Raw genomic sequence first — 22,209 nt, 5'->3', positions numbered from 1 at the left:
TTATTCAGTATATCCTGCTTTTTCCATTAAGTTTAGTGTATCCTCCCACACTGAACCTAAATTACTTAATGGCTTATCCATAACTTTGTATTCATCTATTTTTTTAGCATAATCTAAAGTCTTAACATTTGGAAGTACTGGAGTTTCTTTACTATCAAATGCAAACATTTCTTGTTGAGCTTCTTGTAGTAAGAAATCTATAAATTTCTTAGCGTTTGATTCATTCTGAGCTCCTTTTATTAAAGCAACTCCTGCTACGTTAACAAATGTTCCCATTTCATTTTCACCTTGATCTGGATAAATAGCTCCAACATTATTGTCTTTTTCTTCTTCTAACTGTAAGTGGAAGTAATAGTTGTTAACAAGACCAAACTTAACTTCTCCTGCTCCTACAGCTTTTCTTATATCTGTATGTCCTTCTAATATTAATGGCTCGTTAGCTAACATTCCTTTTATGAATTCAGTTGTTTTTTCATCTCCATATATAGATCTTATTGCTGCTATGTGAGATACCATAGCTTCACTCGATGCTTTTGTTATTGCAAATTGCCCTTTATATTTAGGATCCGCTAAATCAAGTATAGATTTTGGCATTTCTTCTTCGCTTATTAAATCTTTATTGTACATAAGTACTCTTGAACGAGCTGAAACTCCTACCCAAGATCCATCTTCAGCTTTGAAGTTTGCAGGTATTTGCTTAAGTGATTCTGAATTATTAGAAGCTAAAACTCCTTGAAGTCTTAAGTATTCCATAACTCCTGCGTCGTTAGCTATTAATAAATCTCCTTGCGGATTATTTCTTTCTTCTATTATTTTTTGTGCATATTGAGATGATTTTCCTGATAAAAGCTCTACTTTTATTCCTGTTTCTTTTTCGAATTTCTCTATTAACGGAAGAACGAACTGCTCTTTTCTTCCTGAATATATAACAAGCTTTTTGCTATCTTCATTATTTACTTCACCTGTATTTTGTGTTTCATTTGTACAGCCTGTTAATAAAGAAATTGAAGTTAATAATAATACCATAATAATTGAAAATACTTTTTTTGTGTGCTTCATATGTAATTCCTCCTTTAATTGATATCGTTTATCATTTTCAACCACATTTTTTATTATACAGAAACTGATAATTATTTTCAAGTGTTTTTTTACTAAAATGATAATTTTTTTTAATTCCAAAATATGTCTTATTTTATACCTTAAAATGATATAATATTCTTAGATAAAAGGAGGGGTATAAATGAAAAAACAACTTAAAGCAGATTTAGCATTACTACTTGTTACCATAATATGGGGGTCTACATTTGTTCTTACAAAAAATGCTCTTGAGAGTCTTGAAACTTATAATTTTCTAGCTATAAGATTTGTTATAGCATTTGTAGTTTCATCTATTGTATTCTGGAAAAATATGAAGAATATAAACAAAAATACTTTAAAGTATGGATTCTTAGTTGGAATACTTTTATTTTCTGCTTATGCAACTCAAACTATAGGTCTTTTATACACTAGTGCATCTAAATCTGGATTTATAACAGGTTTTGCTGTTGTTATAGTACCTATAGCATCTGCACTTTTGCTTAAGAAACTCCCAGAAAAAGAAAGTATTATTGGTGTTACCTGTGCTATAGTAGGTCTTGCCCTTTTAAGCCTTGATTCAAACCTAAAACCAAATATAGGAGATTTTTACACTTTACTTTGTGCCTTTGGATATGCTTTTCAAATAATTCTTGTTGGAAAGTATACAAATGAAGTTGATTCTATTGCATTTGCTATTATACAAATAGGTACTGTTGCACTATTTAGTATATTATTTACTTTTATGTTAGAAACTCCTGTAATTCCAAGTAATTCAAAGGCTTGGACTGCTATATTAGTAACTAGCGTTTTTGCAACATCTGGAGCTTATATTGTTCAAACTACTATGCAAAAGTTCACATCTGCTACCCATACAGCTTTAATATATAGTGGGGAACCTGTTTTTTCTGCAATCTTTGCCTATATATTACTAGGAGAAATTTTATCTACACAGGGAATAATAGGTAGTATACTTATATTTGTTGGTATGATAATTTCAGAAGTTGATTTAAAGTCACTATTTAAGAAAAAAGAAGATATTAATGAAGAAATACTAGAAAAATAATGGAGGTATTAATATGAGAGTAAAAATTATTAATAATCCTTCATCTGGGCGAACTACTATCCAAAAATCTCTACATGCAGTAGTAGGGAAATTGGTTCTTGATGGGGTTTTTAAATATATTGACACTTTCAATACTAGCAAAAAATTTGATGCTACGAATGAATTATTGAATATAAATGATGGTGATTACGACTTAATAGTTGCAGTTGGTGGAGATGGAACATTAAATGAGGTTGTAAACGGAGTTATGAAATCTGGTATAAATACTCCTGTAGCTCTAATTCCTGCTGGAACTGTAAATGATTTTGGAAACTTCTTATCTATTCCTACAGATGTAGAAGGGCTTTGTTCTATGATTAAAAATGGTAAGATTGTTGATGTTGATATAGGTAAGGTTAATGATAATTACTTTGCTAATGTCGCAGCTGCAGGGTTTTTGACTGACGTTCCATTCAAAGCTTCTGTAGATGCTAAAACTACTTTTGGAAAATTCGCATACTATGCTGAAGCTGTAAAAGAGCTTCAAAAACAAATATTTAACTCTATACCTTTAGAATTTAAGTATTATGACAAGACCTTATTATGCGATACTTATTTATTTGCAGTTCTTAATACTTCATCTACTGGTGGATTTAGAAGTTTTGCTCCTCACGCTAAGATTAATGATGGGATGTTTGATGTATGTATAATAAAAAAATCCGATATCATAGACGCAGCTTCGATATTTTTAAAGATTATAAGAGGAGAACATATAAATGATGAAAATGTAGTTTATTTTCAAACTGATAAACTTTCTGTAAACCCTATTGATTGTTCTGATATACATATAGATATAGACGGAGAAGATGGTGGGCTTTTACCTGTTACATTTCAGATGATGCCAAAAGCTATGAAATTTCTTGTTCCAAAGCATTGCAAAATAGATTGATAGATAATAGAGGATATCCTCTATTATCTATCAAAGTATAGAGTCTTTCTTAGCCTGTCCTCTCCTAAAACAGAGTTTTGAAATACTTCATTTGCATTTTTGATGTAATTTTCTGGGTCTGTTAATGCTGGGCTATAGTGAGTAAGCCAAAGTTCTTTTACATTTGCAGATTTGGCTAGATATGCACTTTCCCTAAATGTCATATGTTTTTTGTCCACTGCCTTTTCGAAATCTTCATCATTTCCATACATTCCTTCACATATAAATAGGTCAGATTCTTCTATAAACTCTATTAAATCATCAAACGGTCTTGTGTCTGTTATATACGATATATTTATTCCTTTTCTTTCTTCTCCTAATACCATATCAGATGTATACAATTTCCCCTTATAATTTACATTTTCTTCTTTTCTTAATTTATTCCATATTTCTTTAGGTACGCCCAAACATTCAGCTTTATATTTATCAAACTTTCTATCCCTTTTTATTTCTATTTTATATCCTACGCAATTAATGCTGTGATCTAATTGTATAGAATGTACTATATAACCCCCTACCGTAATTACGCTTTTATTTTCTGGAAGTTCTACTAAATTTATATCAAATGGAAGCTCTGGTGCTATAACTATGAGTCCACTTATTACACTTTCAAGTCCAACCGGTCCTATAATTGTCAAAGGCTCTTTTCTACCTGAATTTGCAATGCCAAGCAACACCCCGACAATGCCTGATATATGATCTGCGTGATAATGAGTTATACATATAGTATCTATAGTTTTAAAACCAGATTTAGAAGCTCTAAGAGTCATTTGAGTGCCTTCTCCACAATCTATAAGTAGCTTTCTTCCTTTGTAAGATATTATTAAGGAAGTTAGATATCTATCATGAAGTGGAAGCATTCCTCCACATCCTAGTAAACAAACATCAACCATAAATAAACCTCTTTTCTTTTTTTGTTTAGTATAAAGCCGTACATATAGTATTATAATTCATTTTTTAGTTAAAACTACATTCATAATAAAATCTTAAGGGGTGTTTGTTATGCAGCTATTTTTAAATGATAAGATAGAATCTAATAATGGAGAAAATACACTTATACTTTATCTTAATCCTAGCTTGACATTAGTCGAATTTGCAAACGAATTTGGATACGCTAAGAGTGATAAGAGAAATAATCTAGACAAAAGTGCAAAGGAATATGCAAATTCCAAATATCCTAATCTTAAAATAAATGCTATAAAGATAATGCTAGGTTGCATGCTTATAACATCAGTTGGAGCATCTCAAAATAATGGAGAAGTTTATGCACATAATGTAACTTCTTCAACCAGAATAAATATAGTAATAAACAATAAACCATATACTTTTTCTCAAGCCCCAATGATAGCTGATGGCATAACATATGTTCCAATAAGGCAACTTGTAGAGTCTCTAGGAGGAAGTGTTTGGTGGAACAGTCAATCTCAAACTGTTGGCATAAATAAAGATAACATATCAATTGCATTCGTAGTAGGTTCTAGGTCTGCTAGAATAAATGGAGTACTTACAGATATGCCTAGATCTTTTATACATAATGGTACTACTATGGTTCCTTTAAGATTTATAAGTGAACATCTTGACTTTAATGTAAGTTGGAATAATGCTACTTCTACAATTAGTATTACTACTAAAGCTCAAACTAATTCACAATATCATACAGTACAATCTGGAGATACCCTTTGGAGATTATCACAAAGATATAATACATCTATTGATTCTATAAGGTCTCTAAATAACTTAAATAGTGATGTTTTGATTATAGGCCAAACCTTGCTAATTCCTAATTCTAATCAATCTAATAATACTTCTAATAACGAAAATATACCTTCTGAATATTATTCATATGATATCCCCCCTGGATATACAGTAAATGATCTTTACTGGCTATCTAGAATTGTGCATGCAGAGTCAGAGAGCGAACCGTATGAAGGAAAGTTAGCAGTTGCAAATGTTATATTAAATAGAGTTAGAAGTGATGGGTTTCCTAATAATATTAAGTCAGTCATATTTGATACTGCAGGTGGAATTCAGTTCCAGCCTATAGGAAATGGTACTATATATAATAACCCAAACTCTGAAAGTATTAGAGCAGCTTTAGATGCATTGAGAGGAAACAACAACATAGATAATGCACTATTTTTCCTAAACCCAGCTAGAGCTACATCTTTTTGGATAGTTAATAATAGGCAATTCTACATGAGAATTGCAAATCACGACTTTTATCTATAAGGAGGATTTATATGCATATGTTTCAAAGCTACAAACTAGAGAAAAATGGAGAGGATTATACTCTCGTCTTAAATCTAGATCCATCCATGACATTAGGGGAGTTTGGTAAGGAATTTCTAAGTGATGAAAATGAAAGAAAAAGTCTAGAAGAAAGCGTAAAGAAATATGTAAGTAAAAACTTTAATAATCTTAAGGTAACTGCTGCTAAGGTAATGGTTGGTGGTATTCTTATAACTTCTGTATCTTTAGGTCAAGGTGTAATACCTTCTCATGGTCAAACAAGTTCTCAATCTTTGAATGAAAATATAAGTGTTACAATAGATGGAAAGCCTCAAACTTACACTCAAAGTCCAGTTGTAGTAAATAATATAGTATACGTTCCTTTAAGATCTTTAGCCCAGTCAATAGGAGCTAGTGTTTGGTTTAATAGCACTTCAAATACCGTTGGAATAAATAAGGGAGATACTCAGATTGCATTTATAATTGGATCATCGGTTGCTAGAAAAAATGGAACTCAAATATCTATGCCGGGTTCTAGCATTATAAATGGAACAATAATGGCTCCTGTTACCTTCTTAGGTGAACATTTAGACTTTAAAGCTATATGGAATGCACAAACTAGAACTATAACTATAACAACATCAAATAATTTTAATCATGTAGTAGTACCTGGAGATACTCTTTGGAGATTATCTCAAACGTACAAGGTTTCGATAGATTCAATAAAAAGTGCTAACAACCTAAAAAGTGATGTTCTTATGGTTGGTCAAAATCTAATTATTCCAACTTCAACTAATAATTTAGAATCAAGTAATTTAACTTATACAGTAAAATCTGGGGATACTCTTTGGAGAATTTCTCAAGCTCATAACGTTACAGTAGATGCTATAAAATCTGCTAACAATTTAAGAAGTGATATTATAAATATTGGTCAAACTTTAATAATACCTACGAATACTCCTAAAAACAATTCCGTAACTACATATGTAGTTCAGCCAGGAGATAGTATATCAAGCATTAGTAGTAAGTTTAATGTATCTTCTCAGGACATTCTAAGATTTAATTATATGAATCCTGGTGAATGGTTAGATGCAGGTCAAACTATATATATTTCTGATTTTGCTCCTAGAGATTTTGCTATCTCTCCTTTCGAAGATACCAGTCCTAAAAGAGTTGGTAAATTAGTAGACTGGTTTAGAGATGGGCAATATCTAATAAAAAGAGGAGATACACTTCTTATTACTGATGTTGATACAGGAAAGCAATTTAAAGCTAGAATGATTGGGGGATATAATCATATAGATATAGAACCTATCACAAGAGCTGATACTCAGGTTATGCAGGAACTTTTTCCTACCTGGAGATGGGAGCCAAGGGCTGTTGTTATATTTAAAGATGGTATGAATATAGCAGCTTCTTTATCTGGAATGCCTCATGCTCATAATACTATAACTGACAACGGTGTTACAGGTCACTTTGATATATATCTACTAAATAGCAAGCCTCATAATACTACTACATCACAAGTTTATATAAATCAACATATGGATATGGTAAATAAAGCAGCAGGAAAATGATAAAGGCAGCTAAATAGCTGCCTTTATCTTATTTACATCCTCAATACTTGGTAAAGATGTCATAGCACCCTTTGATGAGGCTGCTAACGCTCCACATATACTTCCAAACTTAGTTATATTTATTATATCTTCTCTTGATAGCTGTGAAAGATTCCTGTCTTCTTCATTTATTGAATATAATATGCCTGAAACAAATGCATCCCCTGCTCCAGTTGTATCAACAGTTTCAACTTTCATAGATTCAACCTTTGTTATTTCACCTTTGAATTTAAAATAACTTCCTCTGCTTCCCATAGTTACAAATATTAATGGTATGTTGTACTTATCCATAACGCTAAGGCCTTTTTCGATATTACTTTCACCAGTTATAAATTCAAGTTCCTCATCTGATATTTTAAGAATATCAGCACTTGAAAGCATAGAAATTATAATTTCTCTTGCATCTTCTTCACTTTCCCAAAGACCAAGTCTTAAATTAGGATCGTAAGATACAAGCATATTGTTATCTTTTGCAAGTTTTACAGCCTTTTTAGTAGCACTTCTTGAAGGCTCACTTATCATAGAAATAGATCCAAAGTGAAGAATTTTATTTTCCTTAAATAAATCTTCATCTATATCTTCTTCTTTTAGGAACCTATCAGCACTAGGATTTATATAAAAAGAAAAACTTCTTTCTCCAGATTCATCAAGTTCTACAAATACAACTCCAGTTCTAGCTTCCTTAGTATACTTCATATAATCTATATTTACATTTTTATCCATTAAAGTGTTTTTTAAGAAATTTCCTAATATATCATCCCCAACCTTACCTAAAAATGTTGACTTACCAGAAAGTCTTGCTACTCCTACTGAAACATTAGCTGGAGCTCCTCCTGGGCATTTTTCATATAAAGTATTAGTTCTATCCGCAGGAATAAAATCTATAAGTGCCTCTCCTAAACATATAATTCCCCTCATAATAAATTCTCCTTTCCTATTTTATCTTAAATTCTTCTACATCAATATCATCCTCAAAACCAAGAATATACGTAGCCAAAAATGCTACTGAAAAAGCTATAAAAAATCCAATTATATATTTTATAACATATCCTTGTTGTATTATAGAAATTATTGGAATTGCAGAAAGTCCTAGACTTATAGCCCTAACTTCCATTAAAGCTACAAACAATCCCCCTACTGCTCCTCCTATAATACCTCCTATAAAAGGCTTTACCAGTGGTAAATTACATCCAAACATAACTGGCTCTGTTATTCCAAGAAGACATACAGGTATTGAATTTATAGCTATCTTCTTCATACGTGGATTTTTAGATTTTATATAAACAGCTAGTGCAGCACCACCTTGAGCAGTATCTGCCATAGCAATTATAGGCAATATGGGGTTTATCCCGGTAGTTGATAATAGCTCTAAATAAAAAGAATTTAATCCTTGATGAAGTCCTGTTGTAACTAAAACAGAGTACACACTTCCAAGCAACAGTCCAGTCATCCCCTTACCTATACTAAATGCATATCTTATTAATTCATTGAAAGAATTAGTCAAAAAACTTCCCACAGGAGATAATAGATACACTGTACATAAACCTGTTATTATTATTATAAAAACAGGTGTTAGTATCAAATCTAAAGAGTTTGGAATAATTTTTCTTAAGCTTTTCTCTACATAACTCATAAAAAATATAACCAATAAAACAGCAAATATTCCTCCACTTACAAGTTCAAGCGAAGGATGAATCAGTATTCCAGCTACTACTCCTCCTAACATTTGGTTTGATCCAAATTCTCTAGCAGCACTAACCCCCACTAGTATATTCAAAAATATAAATACAGAACTTGAAAATGCATCTAACAATCTGTATATTTCACTGTATTCGCTGATTATCCCTATATTTTTCAATGTATTATTAATACCTATAATCATTCCACTTCCGACTAAAGCTGGTATAAGAGGTATAAATATACTAGATATTTTTCTAAAGAGGTTATTTTTACTTATACTTTCTTGTCTATTTTCTTTATTGTTTACCAATATACTTAAGTTATCATATACCCTTGATACAAGCCCAGTTCCAAGTATTATATGAACTTGTCCAACTCTAAATACACATGCAACAACTCCTTCTAACTTTTTTATAGCATTTAAGTCAGCCTTGTCGTTGTCTTTTAGAGATATTCTAAGTCTTGTTGCACATATATCAAAATGTTCTATATTATCTTCTCCACCTAAAGCATTTGCTATTTCTTTTGAAAGATTTATCTCATCCATTTTATATCCTCCACTAGATTTATATTTTAATTTCCCACAAATAGTATACTAAAATACAAAAGACCTAAAAACAGCAAAATGAAATATTTTGCCATTTTTAGGTCTTGCCTGCATAACCAGTCACAATCCTTGAGGATATATTAATTGTTTATATTAAGTTTATTTTACAAAATAATATTTGTCAATAAACCTTATTTATTTTTTATTCTTTGTATATGAAGGGCTATATATCCCGTTTCACCTTCTGGAATAGTATATTCAAATTCTAATTCTAAATATCTAACTATTTTTTCAGCACATTTAAAAGCTTCTTTATAACTTTCCTTTATAACCTTTAGCATATTTTCATCCATATCATGAAGCTGTTCATTATCTGAGAGTCTTTGCATGGCAAATTTAAGATGAGTTATAAGCCTTTGGTAAGATATACTTTCTTGATCTATATATACATCCAAATCACTTTGTATAATATCTACTATATCTTGAATAACACTAGTCATATCTATTGTATACTTCATATCCTTATGACTAAGTCTTGCAGTGTATATGTGAAGTGCAATATAACCTACCTCATCTTCTGAAATCTCAAGATTTATTTCATCTTTAATTAATTCTTTTGCCCAAATACCTACATTATATTCTTCTTTATATAGTATCTTTATTTCGTTTAGAAGTTTATTTTTGATATCTATTCCTTCTTTAAGCCTTTCTATTGCATAAGCTAAGTGATCTGTAAGTGCTATATGTACATGATCATTTAGCTTACAGTTTAGATTTTCTTCAGCATAACTTATTATCTTTTCAGCTATATTTATATATTCAAGCGGAGTATTTGTCATTACTTCTTGGAACTTTCTATTATCTAAATCATCTTTCATCACAAATACTTTCTCTATCTTAGATTCATCTATTACATCATTAACTTTCTTTTGAAATCCAATTCCAAGACCCATAAGTATCTTTTCTTGCCCATCATTTACTACAACAACATTATTGTTTAGTATCTTTTTTATCTTCATAAAAATTCTCCTTTGCTACTTAGTTGAAACCTTAATAGACCTTGTTTTTCCATTATATCATATTATTTCTGATTGAAAATCAATATTTGTTTTAGAAAAATATGAGAAATCCACACTATATCTTTATAAGTATTTAATATAGAAATTTTTTATACATATAACCACAGTCTATAAATAAACTTAATTGTTAATTTTTGAACTATTTTGTTATAATTTATGTGAATAAAGATAAAAGGGGGTATTATTATGTGGGAAGATAAACTAAAAATCATTCCTTCTGGTGGACTGGTAGGTATTTTATCAACTCTACTTGTAAAATTAGGTAACCCAGTAAATATGGGAATATGCGTCGCTTGTTTTTACAGAGATATAGCAGGTGCTTTAGGCCTTCACAGAGCTGATGTAGTTCAATATTTAAGACCTGAAGTTCCAGGATTTATCTTAGGTGCGTTCATAATCTCAAAAATCAACGGTGAATTTAAACCTCGTGGAGGATCGTCTCCTATTTTGAGATTTGTCTTAGGATTTTTCCTAATGATAGGTGCTTTAGTATTTTTAGGTTGTCCTCTCAGAATGATTTTAAGACTTGCTAATGGAGATTTAAATGCTTTAACAGGATTATTTGGATATTCTTTTGGTATAGTAGTTGCAATAAAGTTACTTAAACAAGGATTCACTCTAGGTAAAAGTAACAAACATACTAAGTTTGAAGGATATATAATGCCTTTATTTTCAGTAGCTATACTAGCATTATTAATTATAGCTCCTTCTTTCATTTTCTTTAGTGAAAATGGCCCTGGTTCTATGAAAGCTCCTTTATTTATTTCTTTAGGTGCAGGATTATTAGTTGGTATTATTCTTCAAAGAACAAGACTTTGTACAGCAGGCGGTATACGTGATGCTATACTTATAAAAGATTTTCACTTCTTATGGGGATTAGTTGGAATATTAGTATTCTCTCTTATAGGAAACCTAATATTTTCTCCTGAGACTTTCAAGTTAGGTTTTGAGGGCCAACCGATAGCTCATAATGATCATTTATGGAACTTTTTAGGAATGACTTTAGTTGGTATATGTGCTGTATTACTAGGTGGATGCCCTATTAGACAATCCATCCTAGCAGGAGAAGGAGATAGTGATGCAGCTATAACTATTCTTGGTTTAATGACTGGAGCTGCATTTGCTCATAACTTTGGACTTGCTTCTAGTCCTAATGGTGTAACTTCTAACGGAAAATTTGCTGTTATAATAGGTATAATCACGGTTCTTTCTATATCTTACAGTGTTATAAGAGGATTAAAATCTACAAAACAAGGAGGAGTTAAAGTTGAAGCATAATATTTTTGATGCTAGAGGAAGATCTTGTCCTGAGCCAGTTTTAATAACAAAACAAGCAGTAGAAAACTTTAAAGGGTCTTCTTTTGAAGTTATTGTAGATTCTGTTGTTGCTGTAGAGAATATAAAAAGATTTGTAAAATCTAAAGGATTAAACATTAAAGTAATAGAAAATAATGAAGACTATAATATTCTTATACAAAAATAGGTGATAAATTTGAAAGACCATTACTGCGTTGTATCATTTCACTCAACTTACCATGCTCTAAGATTTGAAGACGTTTTTAAAAATACTGATATAAATGTAAGGTTAATGCCTATTCCAAGGCAAATTAGTTCAAGCTGTGGAACAGCTGCCCAATTTCCTTGTGAAAAAAAGGAAGATATGCTTCTTATTTGTAAACAAAATAATATAGAAATAGATTCTGTTCATACAATTGAAAAAGAATCTAATACATCATTCTTTAAATTCTTTAATCTTATCAAAAAATAGTCCCTTTTGGGACTATTTTTTAGTATAAATCACTATATATCTTATATATATCTTCTCTTGAAAGATGAGCATAGTTGTTTGAAAGAAGTCTTTGTTGAGTATTAATTACGCTATCTGTAAAGATTTGTATATCTTCACTTTTCATTCCATATTCTCTTAATTTGTTCCTTTTTAAAAGTTTGTCTAATACTTCTTCTAACCTATCATATACATCATTTTCTTTTCCTAATATATCTTTAAGAATTTCATTTAACTTTGTTATCTTTCCTTTAGGATTTTTCTCTAAGTACATTTTAAGTACACTAATAAAGAACTGATAATTAGCTTCTCCATGAGGCACATGATATTTTCCGCCTAAAGGATATGACAAAGCATGTACTGCTCCAACTCCTGTATTATCAAAAGCAATCCCTGCATGGTTACTTGCTACTATAAAATCTTCAATTATATTTTCTTTATAATCAAATCCTTTTTCTACGATTTGTATGTATCCTTCTAAAATCATCTTTATGGCATTTATACTAAATACTTCAGTATATTCATTAGATTTAGGCGATAGAAAAGACTCTATAGCATGTATTAGTGCATCTATTGAACTACTTGCAAATACTTTAGAAGGTAAATTTTTAAGAAGCTGTGGTACTAAAACTGCATAATCTGGATAAAGCTCATCTACAGCAAGTCCCATTTTAGTATCTTTAGAAGTTATATGTGCAATAGATATATTTGTAACTTCACTTCCCGTTCCACATGTAGTAGGAATAGCTATTAGTTCTCTTTTCTTAACGAAAGATACTTTTCTTTCAAATAAGTCAATTACCTTTTCAAACCCTTCTAAAACTAAGAACTTTGCTATATCTATTATAGACCCCCCACCTATAGCTACTACTCTTGAATAACTTTTATTCTTTAGATCATTTAGTATATTATCTATCATATCATCAGAGGGCTCTCCACTTGCGTATGTATCCTTTAAAAGAATATCACACTCTAAGTTAAGCTCCTTGATATATCTATTGTATAAGGACTTGCTTGTGAAAATTAAGTCTTCTTTTCCAATATTAAATTCCTCTACAAAATTGACAAGATAATCAAACCTTTGTATTTCAGTTTTTACCTTTATGAGCTTCATATATCTCCCCCCCAATTTTTTTATTTTATTTCCCCATGTATTTCTGTATTTAAAGTTTCTGTAACTTTATTGTCCTTGTCTACTATAACTATTTTAGGTTCTAGCTTTTGAGCTTCTTTTTCATCTACAATACCATAAGCCATTATTATTACCTTATCTCCTACTTGTACAAGTCTTGCAGCGGCACCATTTAGTGATATTATCCCGCTATTTTCTTCACCCTCAATAACATAAGTTTCAAGCCTTGCTCCATTGCTGTTATTAACTATTTGAACCTTTTCTCCTTTAAGTATACCAGATTTTTTCAAAAGTGCAGAATCTATAGTTATACTTCCAACATAATTAAGGTTAGCCTCAGTTACAGTAGCCCCATGAATTTTAGCTTTAAGCATTGTAAGTAGCATCTTAAACCTCCAGATATATATTATCTATAAGTCTAGTTTTTCCGAACTTAACAGCAAGAGCTATGATAGCTTTACTATTTATTGTTTCTACATTTTCTAATGTTTTAGCATCTACTATATCTACGTAGTCTATATTAGCTAATTCTTTAGTATTTATATTATCTATAATAAACTTTCTTAATACATTAGCATCTCTTTCTCCATCTAAAAACATATCTCTTGCTTTGAACAATGATTTGGAAAGTATTAAAGCCTGATTTCTCTCTTCTTCATTTAAATATACATTCCTCGAACTCATAGCAAGACCATCTTCTTCTCTTACTATAGGACAAGAAACTATATTTATATCAAAGAAAAGATCTCTAACCATCTTTTGTATTACAGCAACTTGCTGAGCGTCTTTCTGGCCAAAGTATGCATTAGTTGGCTTTACTATATTAAAAAGCTTTGAGACTACTGTTGTTACACCTTCAAAATGAGTTGGTCTAGATTTTCCACAAAGTTTATTCGTTATATCTCCTTTTACATTTACAAAGGTAGATGCTCCATCTGGATACATTTCATCTACATTTGGATTAAATACTATATCAGCACCACCTGATATAGAAAGATTATAATCTCTTTCTATATCTCTTGGATAACTTTCAAAATCCTCATTTGGACCAAATTGAGTTGGATTTACAAACACACTAACTACAACGATATCATTTTCTAATTTAGCTTTTTTTATAAGCGAAATATGTCCCTCGTGCAAATATCCCATAGTTGGAACAAATCCTATGGAAATATCTTTTCCATAGGACATTCTTTTTATTTCTTCTTTAAGCTCTTTTATAGTTTTTACAAGACTCATATATTTTCTCCTATTAATACAACTTTTCTAAAACTTCTTCATTTATGCTAAATGTATGCTCTTTAGATGGGAATGCAGATGATTTCACTTCGCTTATATATTCTTTTGTTGAAGATATTATAGCATCTTTTAAGTTAGAGTATTTTTTTACAAATTTAGGAGTAAAATCAGAGAACATTCCAAGCATATCGTTGGTTACTAAAACTTGTCCATCGCAATACTTTCCAGCCCCTATACCTATCGTAGGTATTGTAAGTTTATCAGTTATAATTTGAGCTAGCTTTTCTGGTATTCCTTCAAGTACTATAGCAAATACACCTGCTTTTTCAAGCTCTATTGCATCATTTATTATCTTTTTAGCTTGCTCTTCACTCTTTCCTTGAACCTTAAATCCACCGAACATATTTATAGATTGAGGGGTCAATCCAATATGCCCCATAACTGGTATTTGAGCATTTGTTATTGCCTTTATCTTATCTACAACTTCAACTCCACCTTCTAGTTTTACACCATGAGCTTTGCCTTCTTGTATTATTCTTCCTGCATTTTTTATAGTTTCTTCTATATTTATATGGTAAGACAAGAAAGGCATATCTCCAACTATAAATGCATTCTTAGTTCCCCTTGCAACAGCTTTACAGTGATGAATTATATCATCTACTGTAACTTCTAGTGTTGATTCATATCCTAGTACAACCATCCCAAGAGAATCTCCTACTAATATACATTCTATGCCTGCTTCATCAATTAATTTAGCCGTTGAATAATCGTATCCAGTAAGCATTGTAATTTTTTCATTTCTTTGCTTACACTCTGCAAATGAAGTTACTGTAAATTTCTTATTCATATTATTTCTCCTCTTTTAATATGTTTTTTAGAATTTGTACTTTTTCTGAATCTTTCAAAGCATAACGTGATGAAATATCTACTGTTCTTAGAGCCATTATTCTATAAAAATCAAGCCTTTCTGGGATATTTTCTTCTATTGAAGTTAAATGCTTTTTAACTGTATTAATATCTCCTCTAGCTATCGGTCCTGTAATTCCTTTTTCACATCCTAAATTCCTTATATTTTCTAATGTTCCACTTATTAAAGGATACACAGCCTCAAATGCATCCTCTCTATTTATACCCGACTTTTCGAAAAATGAAAGTCCAAAATCCATCAAAGTTACTAAGTAATTCGAAACTACACAAGCTCCTGCATGATATATACTTTTTAACTGTGAGTCAATTCTAAAATATTTATTTCCTGTATTTTTTAAAATTGATTCTATAACTTCTATTTTTTCATCGCATCCTTCGATAGTAAAAACTGTACTTTTAAGCTTATTTATAGATCCTTCTATATCTGCAAACGATTGCAACGGATGCATAGAATAAACAAAGCATCCAAAGTCCTTAGCTCTTTTTAGTACATTTGATGAAAGCGATCCACTCATATGAACTATAATCTGGTCTTTTCTAAGCATATTTTCATCACAAATATTGTTAACTACACTTTCTATAGCATCATCATTAGTTGTGATAAATATAATATCGCTAAGACCAATAATATGTTGTAAATTTTCATATGAAGTAGTTTCTGTTATATTAGCTGCTTTTTTAGCGGATTCAGTGGTTTTACTATAATATCCAACTATATTATACCCCTTTTGTTTTAAATAAAATCCAAATGATGTTGCAACTTTTCCTGAACCTACAAAACATATATTCAAGATATCACATCCTTAAAAAACCCTCTACATCAATAGACATAGAGGGTTATTTTTTTAACATAAAGTAACTCTTTTAAAAAGAGTGCTCAATATCCGTCTTTGTCAACTAAGGCTCAAAGCAGAGAACATATTAAATTTTAGGCATTTATTCTAGAATGTGTATAGCTCTTTCGATACCATCACAATTTAATATTATCATAACTTTTTCAAACTTCAAACATTATTTAAGGTTCCATTTGTTTATTTCCCTTAGATTGATACTTCCTTCATTTGCAAATATTTTTATTCCCAAACTTTCTTTATCTGGATATATTCTAGAAGTGAATACTTCTTCACCATCATTTATAAATATCTCCAAAGAAGATGTGTCCATAAATATATTTAGCTTTAATTCTTTTTTATCTTCTATATAACACTTTCTAATTCCCTTATACCCTTTTCCTGACTTATTTCTATCAAGTACAAACTTTCTATCTTCTCTATCATAATACATAAGTGTTTCTTCACTTAAATCTTTAGAACATCTCAATTTCATACCGAATTTTTTAGCGTCTTTCACTTCAAACGTAGCTTCTATTTCAAAAACATCTCCACTTATATTTTCTAAAGTTATTTCTTCATCATTTATTTCTACATTATTATATGAAACCAAATCTTTTCTCAGTTTTTTCATTTCTTCTACTGGCTTTTGAATAACTTTGTTTTCTCTAAGTTCTAAAACTCTAGGAATAGTCATTGCATGTATCCAGCCTTTTTCAGTTGTTGGATGTTCTTCTTCTTCCGGAAGTCCCATCCATGCTATAAGTAATCTTCTTCCCTTATCATCTATGGTTGTTTGAGGTGCATAAAATTCAAAACCTCTATCAAGCTCGATAAATTCTCCATGCTTCATATTTCCACTTTCATAATCTAACTTTCCTACTACGTACCCAGATTGATATATATTGTTATATAAATCACCCTTAGGCTTTACTCCTTGAGGAGATATTATCAAAACATCTTTTTCATCAAGCTCAAATAAATCTGGGCATTCCCACATAAATCCAAAATCATTAAGACCATTAATATTAGAACCTGATACTTCTCCTACTAGATTCCAGTTTTTAAGATTTTCTGACTTTAATAACAAAGCTCTTCCTTCTTCTTTAATACTTTGAGCTCCTATTATCATATACCAAATTCCATCTTTTCTCCAAACCTTAGGATCCCTAAAATGTCTTGTATAACCTTCAGGCTGATTATGTATTACTGGATTGTCCTTATATTTTTCAAAATTTATCCCATCTTTACTCATTGCAAGGCATTGATACGTTTCTCTATTTCCATCAATATCCTTAACATTACCTGTGTATACTAAAGTTAATATACCATTATCATCAACAGCACTTCCTGAGTAACATCCATGACTTTCATACCACTCGCTAGGTGCTAGAGCTATTCCTGTATCATCCCAATTTATTAAGTCCTTACTTTTGTAATGCCCCCAATACTTTAACCCATGATTTGTCCCAAATGGATGAAATTGATAGAATACATGATATTCTCCTTTGAATTGTATAAATCCATTTGGATCATTTAACAGTCCAGTTGGTGGCATTGTATGGTATTTTAATCTATAGTAATCGCTGTTAACTAAGTCTTTATTATTTTGTATAGCATCGTATGCTTTGTTCATTAGTTCATTATTTTTATTCATAAGTTACCTCCAAGTCAAATTTAACTTTACATTACAATAGTTTACTAAATTTAATTTATATTGTCCAAATAGTTTATATAAAAACATGTAAAAATTATTCGTTGAAGTTCTAAATGTATATGGTTCAAAACTCAGGATTTTCATATAGTAAATTAATTTTTCTACAATATTCCTCCCAAAGCAATTTAATGTATATATGTAATAACTTAACTTGGTTTTTATACTTCAAATAGCAGAAACTATTTATATCTTAAATTGCTAGAGAGGATGTGATTTTATGGATAACAAAGATAATAAGAACAAAACTGAACACGCTGCAGAGCTTGCACCTACTAGAGTTAATTACAGAGAATTTAGGAGTGCAGATACAGTAAGAGCAACGGGACTTTGGGGTTATCTTGGCTTGATAGCATCTGTAGTATCTTTATTTGCTTATCCAGTTACTCTAGGTATTCTAGGGATTTTCTTGGGATTTGTATCACTTCTTTCAGGAGCAAGAACTCTCGGATATACATCTATTGTGATAGGACTTTTAAGTTCTCTTTCTACTTTAGTATTTAGAGTTGCTCTTTTATCATTTATTCTCTCTTTGATATTCTAAAAAGGATCTTTAATAAAGGTCCTTTTTTTATAATGAATAGGAAATTATAAACTTTTTGAATTGTGGATAATTTATAACTTCCGTTATGAATTTCAAAAAGTCTACCTTTAAAATCTTTCAAAGAAAGACTTTTTTTATGTTTATTTATATTTTGTGACCTAAGTTACATACATTCACTACCTTTTCTAGTATTATATATTTATAAATATAAGAGGAGGTATTAATTATGAAAAGAAATATAATTGAAATAAATGATTCAAAATGTATAGGATGTGGACTATGTGCAAATGCTTGTCACCAGGGGGCAATACAGATAATAAATGGAAAAGCAAAACTTGTAAGTGACTCATATTGTGATGGTCTTGGAATGTGCCTTCCTGCATGTCCTGTTGATGCAATAAAACTAATAGAAAAAGAAACAGAAAAATTCGATGAATCAAGAAGGGGTTTTGCTTCTAAGCAAAATATAGGATGTCCTTCATCAGTTAATAAAGTTTTGAAACCTATTTCAGAAGAACCTTCAAAGGTCTCTCCTAAATTAGAAATGAAGTCTGAACTAAGACAATGGCCAGTACAACTAAAGTTAATAAGCCCAATGGCTGATTTTTGGGATGGAGCCAACCTTTTAATATCAGCAGATTGCTGTGCTTATGCATATGCTAATTTCCATGAAGATTTCATAAAGGGCAAACTTACTGTTATTGGATGTCCTAAGCTTGATGACAATGAGTATTATACTGAAAAACTTACTGAAATCTTCAAAACTAAAGACATAAAAAATATAACTGTTGTAAAAATGTCAGTTCCTTGTTGCCAAGGTATTGCTAATGCAGTAAAAACTGCTATGCTAAATGCTCAAATGATAGTTCCATATCAAGAAATAACTATATCTCCAGATGGTAAAATAGTGTAAGCAGCCTAATGGCTGCTTACTTAGTATCCAAATGTGTAATTGTATATTTAATATGTACAATTGCAACTTAATTATTCAATTTTTCATTTTTCGCAGATTTTCCTTGCATTTTTTATTTATTTCATCTATAATAAGAACCATATCATATTCACAAGTCTTATTTTTGCCCATTTTATAACATTCAATATTTACGCTCAATTTCTTTTTTAAAGCTATCATGAATTTTATTCATTCTAAAATTTCATATTCCAGGTATTTTTTTTGACTTTACCTATCCAATTTTCTAATCTTTATCTACTTTTAACCTAACGATATCTTTTCTGTATATAAAACAAGTCTACAGAATAAATAGTTCAAAATTTTTCAAAATAGATGCGAGGTGATTTTAGTGGTAAATAGTAATAAAGGAAATAATATTACCAGAGAGCTTGAAGAAAAATTATACAGCAGAAACTTTACAAAGTTTGGTATGGACATGAACCCTGTTGTTTCAATAGTTTCTGGATTGATAATACTTATTTTCTCTCTTTATGCTTTCCTTAATTTAGAGCATGCAAATCAAGTTTTTATCCAGCTTAAAGATGCAATTATTTCTAAAGGTGATTGGCTATTCATATTGTCTAGTAATTTCTTCATTTTAGTTTGTTTTGCATTTGCATTTTCGAAACTCGGAGATGTAAAAATAGGCGGTGTTGAGTCAGAGCCTGAATTCTCAAACTTTGCATGGTACTCAATGCTTATATCTGCCGGTATGGGAATAGGTCTTATGTTTTGGTCTGTTGGTGAACCTTTGTATCATTCTGTAGTTAGACCTCCTATTTTTACTCACGATAATATAGCATATTCCGCTATGGCAACTACTTTCTTTCACTGGGGATTACACCCTTGGGCAATATATGCTTTAATTTCATTATCTTTAGCATATTTTGCTTATAACAAGAATTTACCGCTTTCTCTAAGAGCTGTATTTTATCCTATATTTAAAGATAAAGTGTATGGAATACTTGGAGATATAATAGATATTCTTGCAGTTGTCGCATGCTTGTTTGGGCTTGCTACCTCACTAGGACTAGGAGTTCAACAAATCAACAGCGGATTGAATTATCTATTAGGAATTCCTTTCTCAGTTAATATCCAAGTTATATTAATTATTATAATTACACTTATGGCTACTTTATCTGTTGTTTCTGGAATAGATAAAGGTGTAAAAATATTATCTGAGCTTAATATAAAAATAGCCTTAATATTTATGGTTTGTATTTTACTTTTAGGACCTACACCTTATATAATTAGATTATTCTCTAATGCTTTAGGAGTCTATCTAAATGATTTTGTCAAATCATCATTTTATATATCTCTTAAAGATGCGTCTTGGCAAGGTGGTTGGTCTGTGTTCTATCTTTCATGGTGGATATCTTGGTCTCCATTCGTTGGAATGTTCATAGCGAGGGTATCTAAAGGAAGAACAATTAGGGAGTTTGTTTTAGCTGTATTAATAGTTCCTTCTTTATTATCTTTCATATGGCTTTCTGTATTTGGAGGAACTGCTATATATATAAATGAACAGGTTAATGGTGCATTATTTGAAGTAGTTCAAAACAATCTACCAGTAGCTTTATTCGAGATGATAAACTATTTAAATATTCCACTTTTATCAGGAGTTATAAGAGTTGTTTTATCAATACTAGGTACTGTTTTAGTTATTTCATTCTTTGTTACATCAAGCGACTCAGGGTCTTTAGTTGTAGACAATATAACATCTGGTGGAAAACTTGATTCACCAGTTCCTCAAAGAGTTTTCTGGGCTTGTATGGAAGGTTTTGTTGCTGCTATGCTTTTAGTAATTGGTGGAGAAAAGGCACTTTCAGCACTACAGACAGCTGTAATAACTACAGGTCTTCCATTCACCATAATACTAATTATTATGAGCATACTACTTGCTCAAAGTCTTCAGGAATCTTATAAAAAGCAAAGAAGAATTAAAAATATGAAGATGTACAAAAGAATTATGAAAGAATACAACAAAGATAAAGATATTAAATTTGAATAACGAATAAACCTCCTAGAATTCTAGGAGGTTATCCGTGTTTCACGTTTTTTATAACTATCTCAACAGCTTCCACAATTTTTTGTATTGCAGTAGCTTTAAATTGGCTACTCATCTCATTTAGCTTTGCATATGCATGACCTTCTTGACTAACAATATATATAGGCTGCAAATTATTTAAGGCTATGGCCTTTATATCTTCTATGCACTTTTCACAAGTACATATATTACTGTATTTTTGCAAAACATTAGGAAGTAAATAATCTACAACTGTTTCCATATAATTTTTAGGCATGTAATCTCCCCCTAGTATTTGTTAATATACATTGTATTATTAATACTAGGTTTTTGCAACTGGGATATTATATTACCAGTATTTGAATTCTAGGTTTACTTAGTATACCTTCTTAGTATACCTTCAAGCATCCTAGCATGTCTTGCTTCATCTTTTGATGATTCATTGAAATAATCACTAGCTGAATCTAATCCAAGTTCTTTAGCCTTATCTGCAGCTTCTTTTTTAGACTTATTAGCAAACGTTTCTCCTTCTAACATTTGTCTAATGTTTTCAAATATATCTTCTTTTATTAGGCCATTAAATTCAGCAAAACGTGCTGCATGCTCTGCTTCTTCCCAGGCTATAGTCTTTAAAACCTCAGCAATTTCTGGATATCCCTGTCTTTGTGCTAATCTAGCCATAGCAAGATATATACCTACCTCAGAAGTTTCTCCTGAAAAGTTTTGCTTAACTATTCTTTCTAAACTAGTTCCTTTTGTTTCTCCAATAATATTTTCTACAACAAGATCTATTCTATCCAT

At 30.7% G+C, this 22,209-nt stretch carries 23 protein-coding genes; 10 read left to right on the top strand and 13 right to left on the bottom strand.

Annotated features, from left to right (window positions below; genetic code table 11):
* Entirely contained in the window at positions 1-1,059 is a 1,059-nt protein-coding gene (locus CLOTH_RS03455; protein ID WP_079411260.1) for an extracellular solute-binding protein, read from the bottom strand.
* A 181-nt stretch (positions 1,060-1,240) separates the two neighbouring features.
* Between CLOTH_RS03455 and CLOTH_RS03450 the strand changes: the two genes are divergently transcribed.
* Both CLOTH_RS03450 and CLOTH_RS03445 read left to right on the top strand, forming a co-directional pair.
* The gene (locus CLOTH_RS03450) at positions 1,241-2,140 is read left to right on the top strand and encodes a DMT family transporter (protein ID WP_079411258.1); all 900 of its coding nucleotides are present in this window, start codon (positions 1,241-1,243) and stop codon (positions 2,138-2,140) included.
* Positions 2,141-2,153: 13 nt separating this feature from the next.
* Positions 2,154-3,068, top strand: coding sequence for a diacylglycerol/lipid kinase family protein (locus tag CLOTH_RS03445; protein WP_079411256.1), 915 nt, complete (start codon positions 2,154-2,156; stop codon positions 3,066-3,068).
* A 23-nt stretch (positions 3,069-3,091) separates the two neighbouring features.
* Here CLOTH_RS03445 and CLOTH_RS03440 read toward each other — a convergent pair whose 3' ends face one another.
* A complete protein-coding gene (locus CLOTH_RS03440; RefSeq protein ID WP_079411254.1) occupies positions 3,092-4,000 on the bottom strand; it encodes a ribonuclease Z in 909 nt (302 codons plus the stop codon).
* Between the two features lie 109 nt (positions 4,001-4,109).
* Here CLOTH_RS03440 and CLOTH_RS03435 point away from each other — a divergent pair, with 109 nt between their 5' ends.
* Both CLOTH_RS03435 and CLOTH_RS03430 read left to right on the top strand, forming a co-directional pair.
* The gene (locus CLOTH_RS03435) at positions 4,110-5,336 is read left to right on the top strand and encodes a stalk domain-containing protein (RefSeq protein WP_079411252.1); all 1,227 of its coding nucleotides are present in this window, start codon (positions 4,110-4,112) and stop codon (positions 5,334-5,336) included.
* An 11-nt stretch (positions 5,337-5,347) separates the two neighbouring features.
* Positions 5,348-6,913 carry a LysM peptidoglycan-binding domain-containing protein gene (locus CLOTH_RS03430; RefSeq protein ID WP_079411250.1) on the top strand — a complete coding sequence of 522 codons (1,566 nt, stop codon included), beginning with the start codon at positions 5,348-5,350 and terminating at the stop codon, positions 6,911-6,913.
* 9 nt (positions 6,914-6,922) lie between these two features.
* On the opposite strand, the gene CLOTH_RS03425 is transcribed toward CLOTH_RS03430, so the two are convergent.
* From CLOTH_RS03425 to licT, 3 genes are all read right to left on the bottom strand, one after another.
* Positions 6,923-7,870 carry an aminoimidazole riboside kinase gene (locus tag CLOTH_RS03425; protein WP_079411248.1) on the bottom strand — a complete coding sequence of 316 codons (948 nt, stop codon included), beginning with the start codon at positions 7,868-7,870 and terminating at the stop codon, positions 6,923-6,925.
* A gap of 16 nt (positions 7,871-7,886) precedes the next feature.
* Positions 7,887-9,179 (bottom strand): PTS transporter subunit EIIC, encoded by a 1,293-nt coding sequence (locus tag CLOTH_RS03420; RefSeq protein ID WP_079411246.1) that lies wholly within the window; start codon positions 9,177-9,179, stop codon positions 7,887-7,889.
* 191 nt (positions 9,180-9,370) lie between these two features.
* Positions 9,371-10,198, bottom strand: coding sequence for a BglG family transcription antiterminator LicT (gene licT, locus CLOTH_RS03415; RefSeq protein ID WP_079411244.1), 828 nt, complete (start codon positions 10,196-10,198; stop codon positions 9,371-9,373).
* Between the two features lie 246 nt (positions 10,199-10,444).
* Between licT and yedE the strand changes: the two genes are divergently transcribed.
* From yedE to CLOTH_RS03400, 3 genes are read left to right on the top strand one after another with little or no spacing between them, the layout of a single operon-like run.
* On the top strand, positions 10,445-11,536 hold the full coding sequence (gene yedE, locus CLOTH_RS03410; RefSeq protein ID WP_079411242.1) for a YedE family putative selenium transporter: 1,092 nt from the start codon (positions 10,445-10,447) through the stop codon (positions 11,534-11,536).
* Positions 11,526-11,741, top strand: a complete 216-nt coding sequence (locus CLOTH_RS03405; RefSeq protein ID WP_079411240.1) for a sulfurtransferase TusA family protein — start codon at positions 11,526-11,528, stop codon at positions 11,739-11,741. The genes yedE and CLOTH_RS03405 overlap by 11 nt, the downstream gene beginning before the upstream one ends.
* On the top strand, positions 11,742-12,026 hold the full coding sequence (locus tag CLOTH_RS03400; protein ID WP_331721987.1) for a DUF3343 domain-containing protein: 285 nt from the start codon (positions 11,742-11,744) through the stop codon (positions 12,024-12,026). It abuts the gene before it with no gap.
* Positions 12,027-12,045: 19 nt separating this feature from the next.
* On the opposite strand, the gene CLOTH_RS03395 is transcribed toward CLOTH_RS03400, so the two are convergent.
* The 6 genes from CLOTH_RS03395 to CLOTH_RS03370 all read right to left on the bottom strand — a co-directional run bounded on the left by CLOTH_RS03395 (position 12,046) and on the right by CLOTH_RS03370 (position 17,829).
* Positions 12,046-13,158 carry a 4-hydroxybutyrate dehydrogenase gene (locus tag CLOTH_RS03395; protein WP_079411236.1) on the bottom strand — a complete coding sequence of 371 codons (1,113 nt, stop codon included), beginning with the start codon at positions 13,156-13,158 and terminating at the stop codon, positions 12,046-12,048.
* 20 nt (positions 13,159-13,178) lie between these two features.
* Entirely contained in the window at positions 13,179-13,562 is a 384-nt protein-coding gene (panD, locus tag CLOTH_RS03390) for an aspartate 1-decarboxylase (RefSeq protein WP_079411234.1), read from the bottom strand.
* A gap of 1 nt (position 13,563) precedes the next feature.
* Positions 13,564-14,415 carry a pantoate--beta-alanine ligase gene (panC, locus tag CLOTH_RS03385; protein ID WP_079411232.1) on the bottom strand — a complete coding sequence of 284 codons (852 nt, stop codon included), beginning with the start codon at positions 14,413-14,415 and terminating at the stop codon, positions 13,564-13,566.
* Between the two features lie 13 nt (positions 14,416-14,428).
* A complete protein-coding gene (panB, locus tag CLOTH_RS03380) occupies positions 14,429-15,262 on the bottom strand; it encodes a 3-methyl-2-oxobutanoate hydroxymethyltransferase (protein WP_079411230.1) in 834 nt (277 codons plus the stop codon).
* Between the two features lies 1 nt (position 15,263).
* On the bottom strand, positions 15,264-16,133 hold the full coding sequence (locus CLOTH_RS03375) for a Rossmann-like and DUF2520 domain-containing protein (RefSeq protein WP_079411228.1): 870 nt from the start codon (positions 16,131-16,133) through the stop codon (positions 15,264-15,266).
* Between the two features lie 220 nt (positions 16,134-16,353).
* Entirely contained in the window at positions 16,354-17,829 is a 1,476-nt protein-coding gene (locus tag CLOTH_RS03370) for a glycoside hydrolase family 32 protein (protein WP_079411226.1), read from the bottom strand.
* Positions 17,830-18,106: 277 nt separating this feature from the next.
* Here CLOTH_RS03370 and CLOTH_RS03365 point away from each other — a divergent pair, with 277 nt between their 5' ends.
* The 3 genes from CLOTH_RS03365 (at position 18,107) to CLOTH_RS03355 (ending at position 21,393) form a co-directional block, all read left to right on the top strand.
* A complete protein-coding gene (locus tag CLOTH_RS03365; protein WP_079411224.1) occupies positions 18,107-18,430 on the top strand; it encodes a hypothetical protein in 324 nt (107 codons plus the stop codon).
* 226 nt (positions 18,431-18,656) lie between these two features.
* On the top strand, positions 18,657-19,343 hold the full coding sequence (locus tag CLOTH_RS03360; protein ID WP_079411222.1) for a 4Fe-4S binding protein: 687 nt from the start codon (positions 18,657-18,659) through the stop codon (positions 19,341-19,343).
* A 388-nt stretch (positions 19,344-19,731) separates the two neighbouring features.
* Positions 19,732-21,393 (top strand): BCCT family transporter, encoded by a 1,662-nt coding sequence (locus tag CLOTH_RS03355; RefSeq protein WP_331721986.1) that lies wholly within the window; start codon positions 19,732-19,734, stop codon positions 21,391-21,393.
* A gap of 28 nt (positions 21,394-21,421) precedes the next feature.
* On the opposite strand, the gene CLOTH_RS03350 is transcribed toward CLOTH_RS03355, so the two are convergent.
* Entirely contained in the window at positions 21,422-21,685 is a 264-nt protein-coding gene (locus CLOTH_RS03350; protein WP_079411220.1) for a late competence development ComFB family protein, read from the bottom strand.
* Between the two features lie 95 nt (positions 21,686-21,780).
* The gene (locus CLOTH_RS03345; protein ID WP_079411218.1) at positions 21,781-22,209 is read right to left on the bottom strand and encodes a ferritin-like domain-containing protein; all 429 of its coding nucleotides are present in this window, start codon (positions 22,207-22,209) and stop codon (positions 21,781-21,783) included.

The sequence above is a fragment of the Alkalithermobacter paradoxus genome, assembly GCA_002029295.1.
In the GTDB taxonomy this organism is placed as follows: Bacteria; Bacillota; Clostridia; order Peptostreptococcales; family Peptostreptococcaceae; genus Alkalithermobacter; species Alkalithermobacter paradoxus.
The sequence above is the reverse complement of the archived record's forward strand: the minus strand, read 5'-3'. Positions and strand labels throughout refer to the sequence as shown.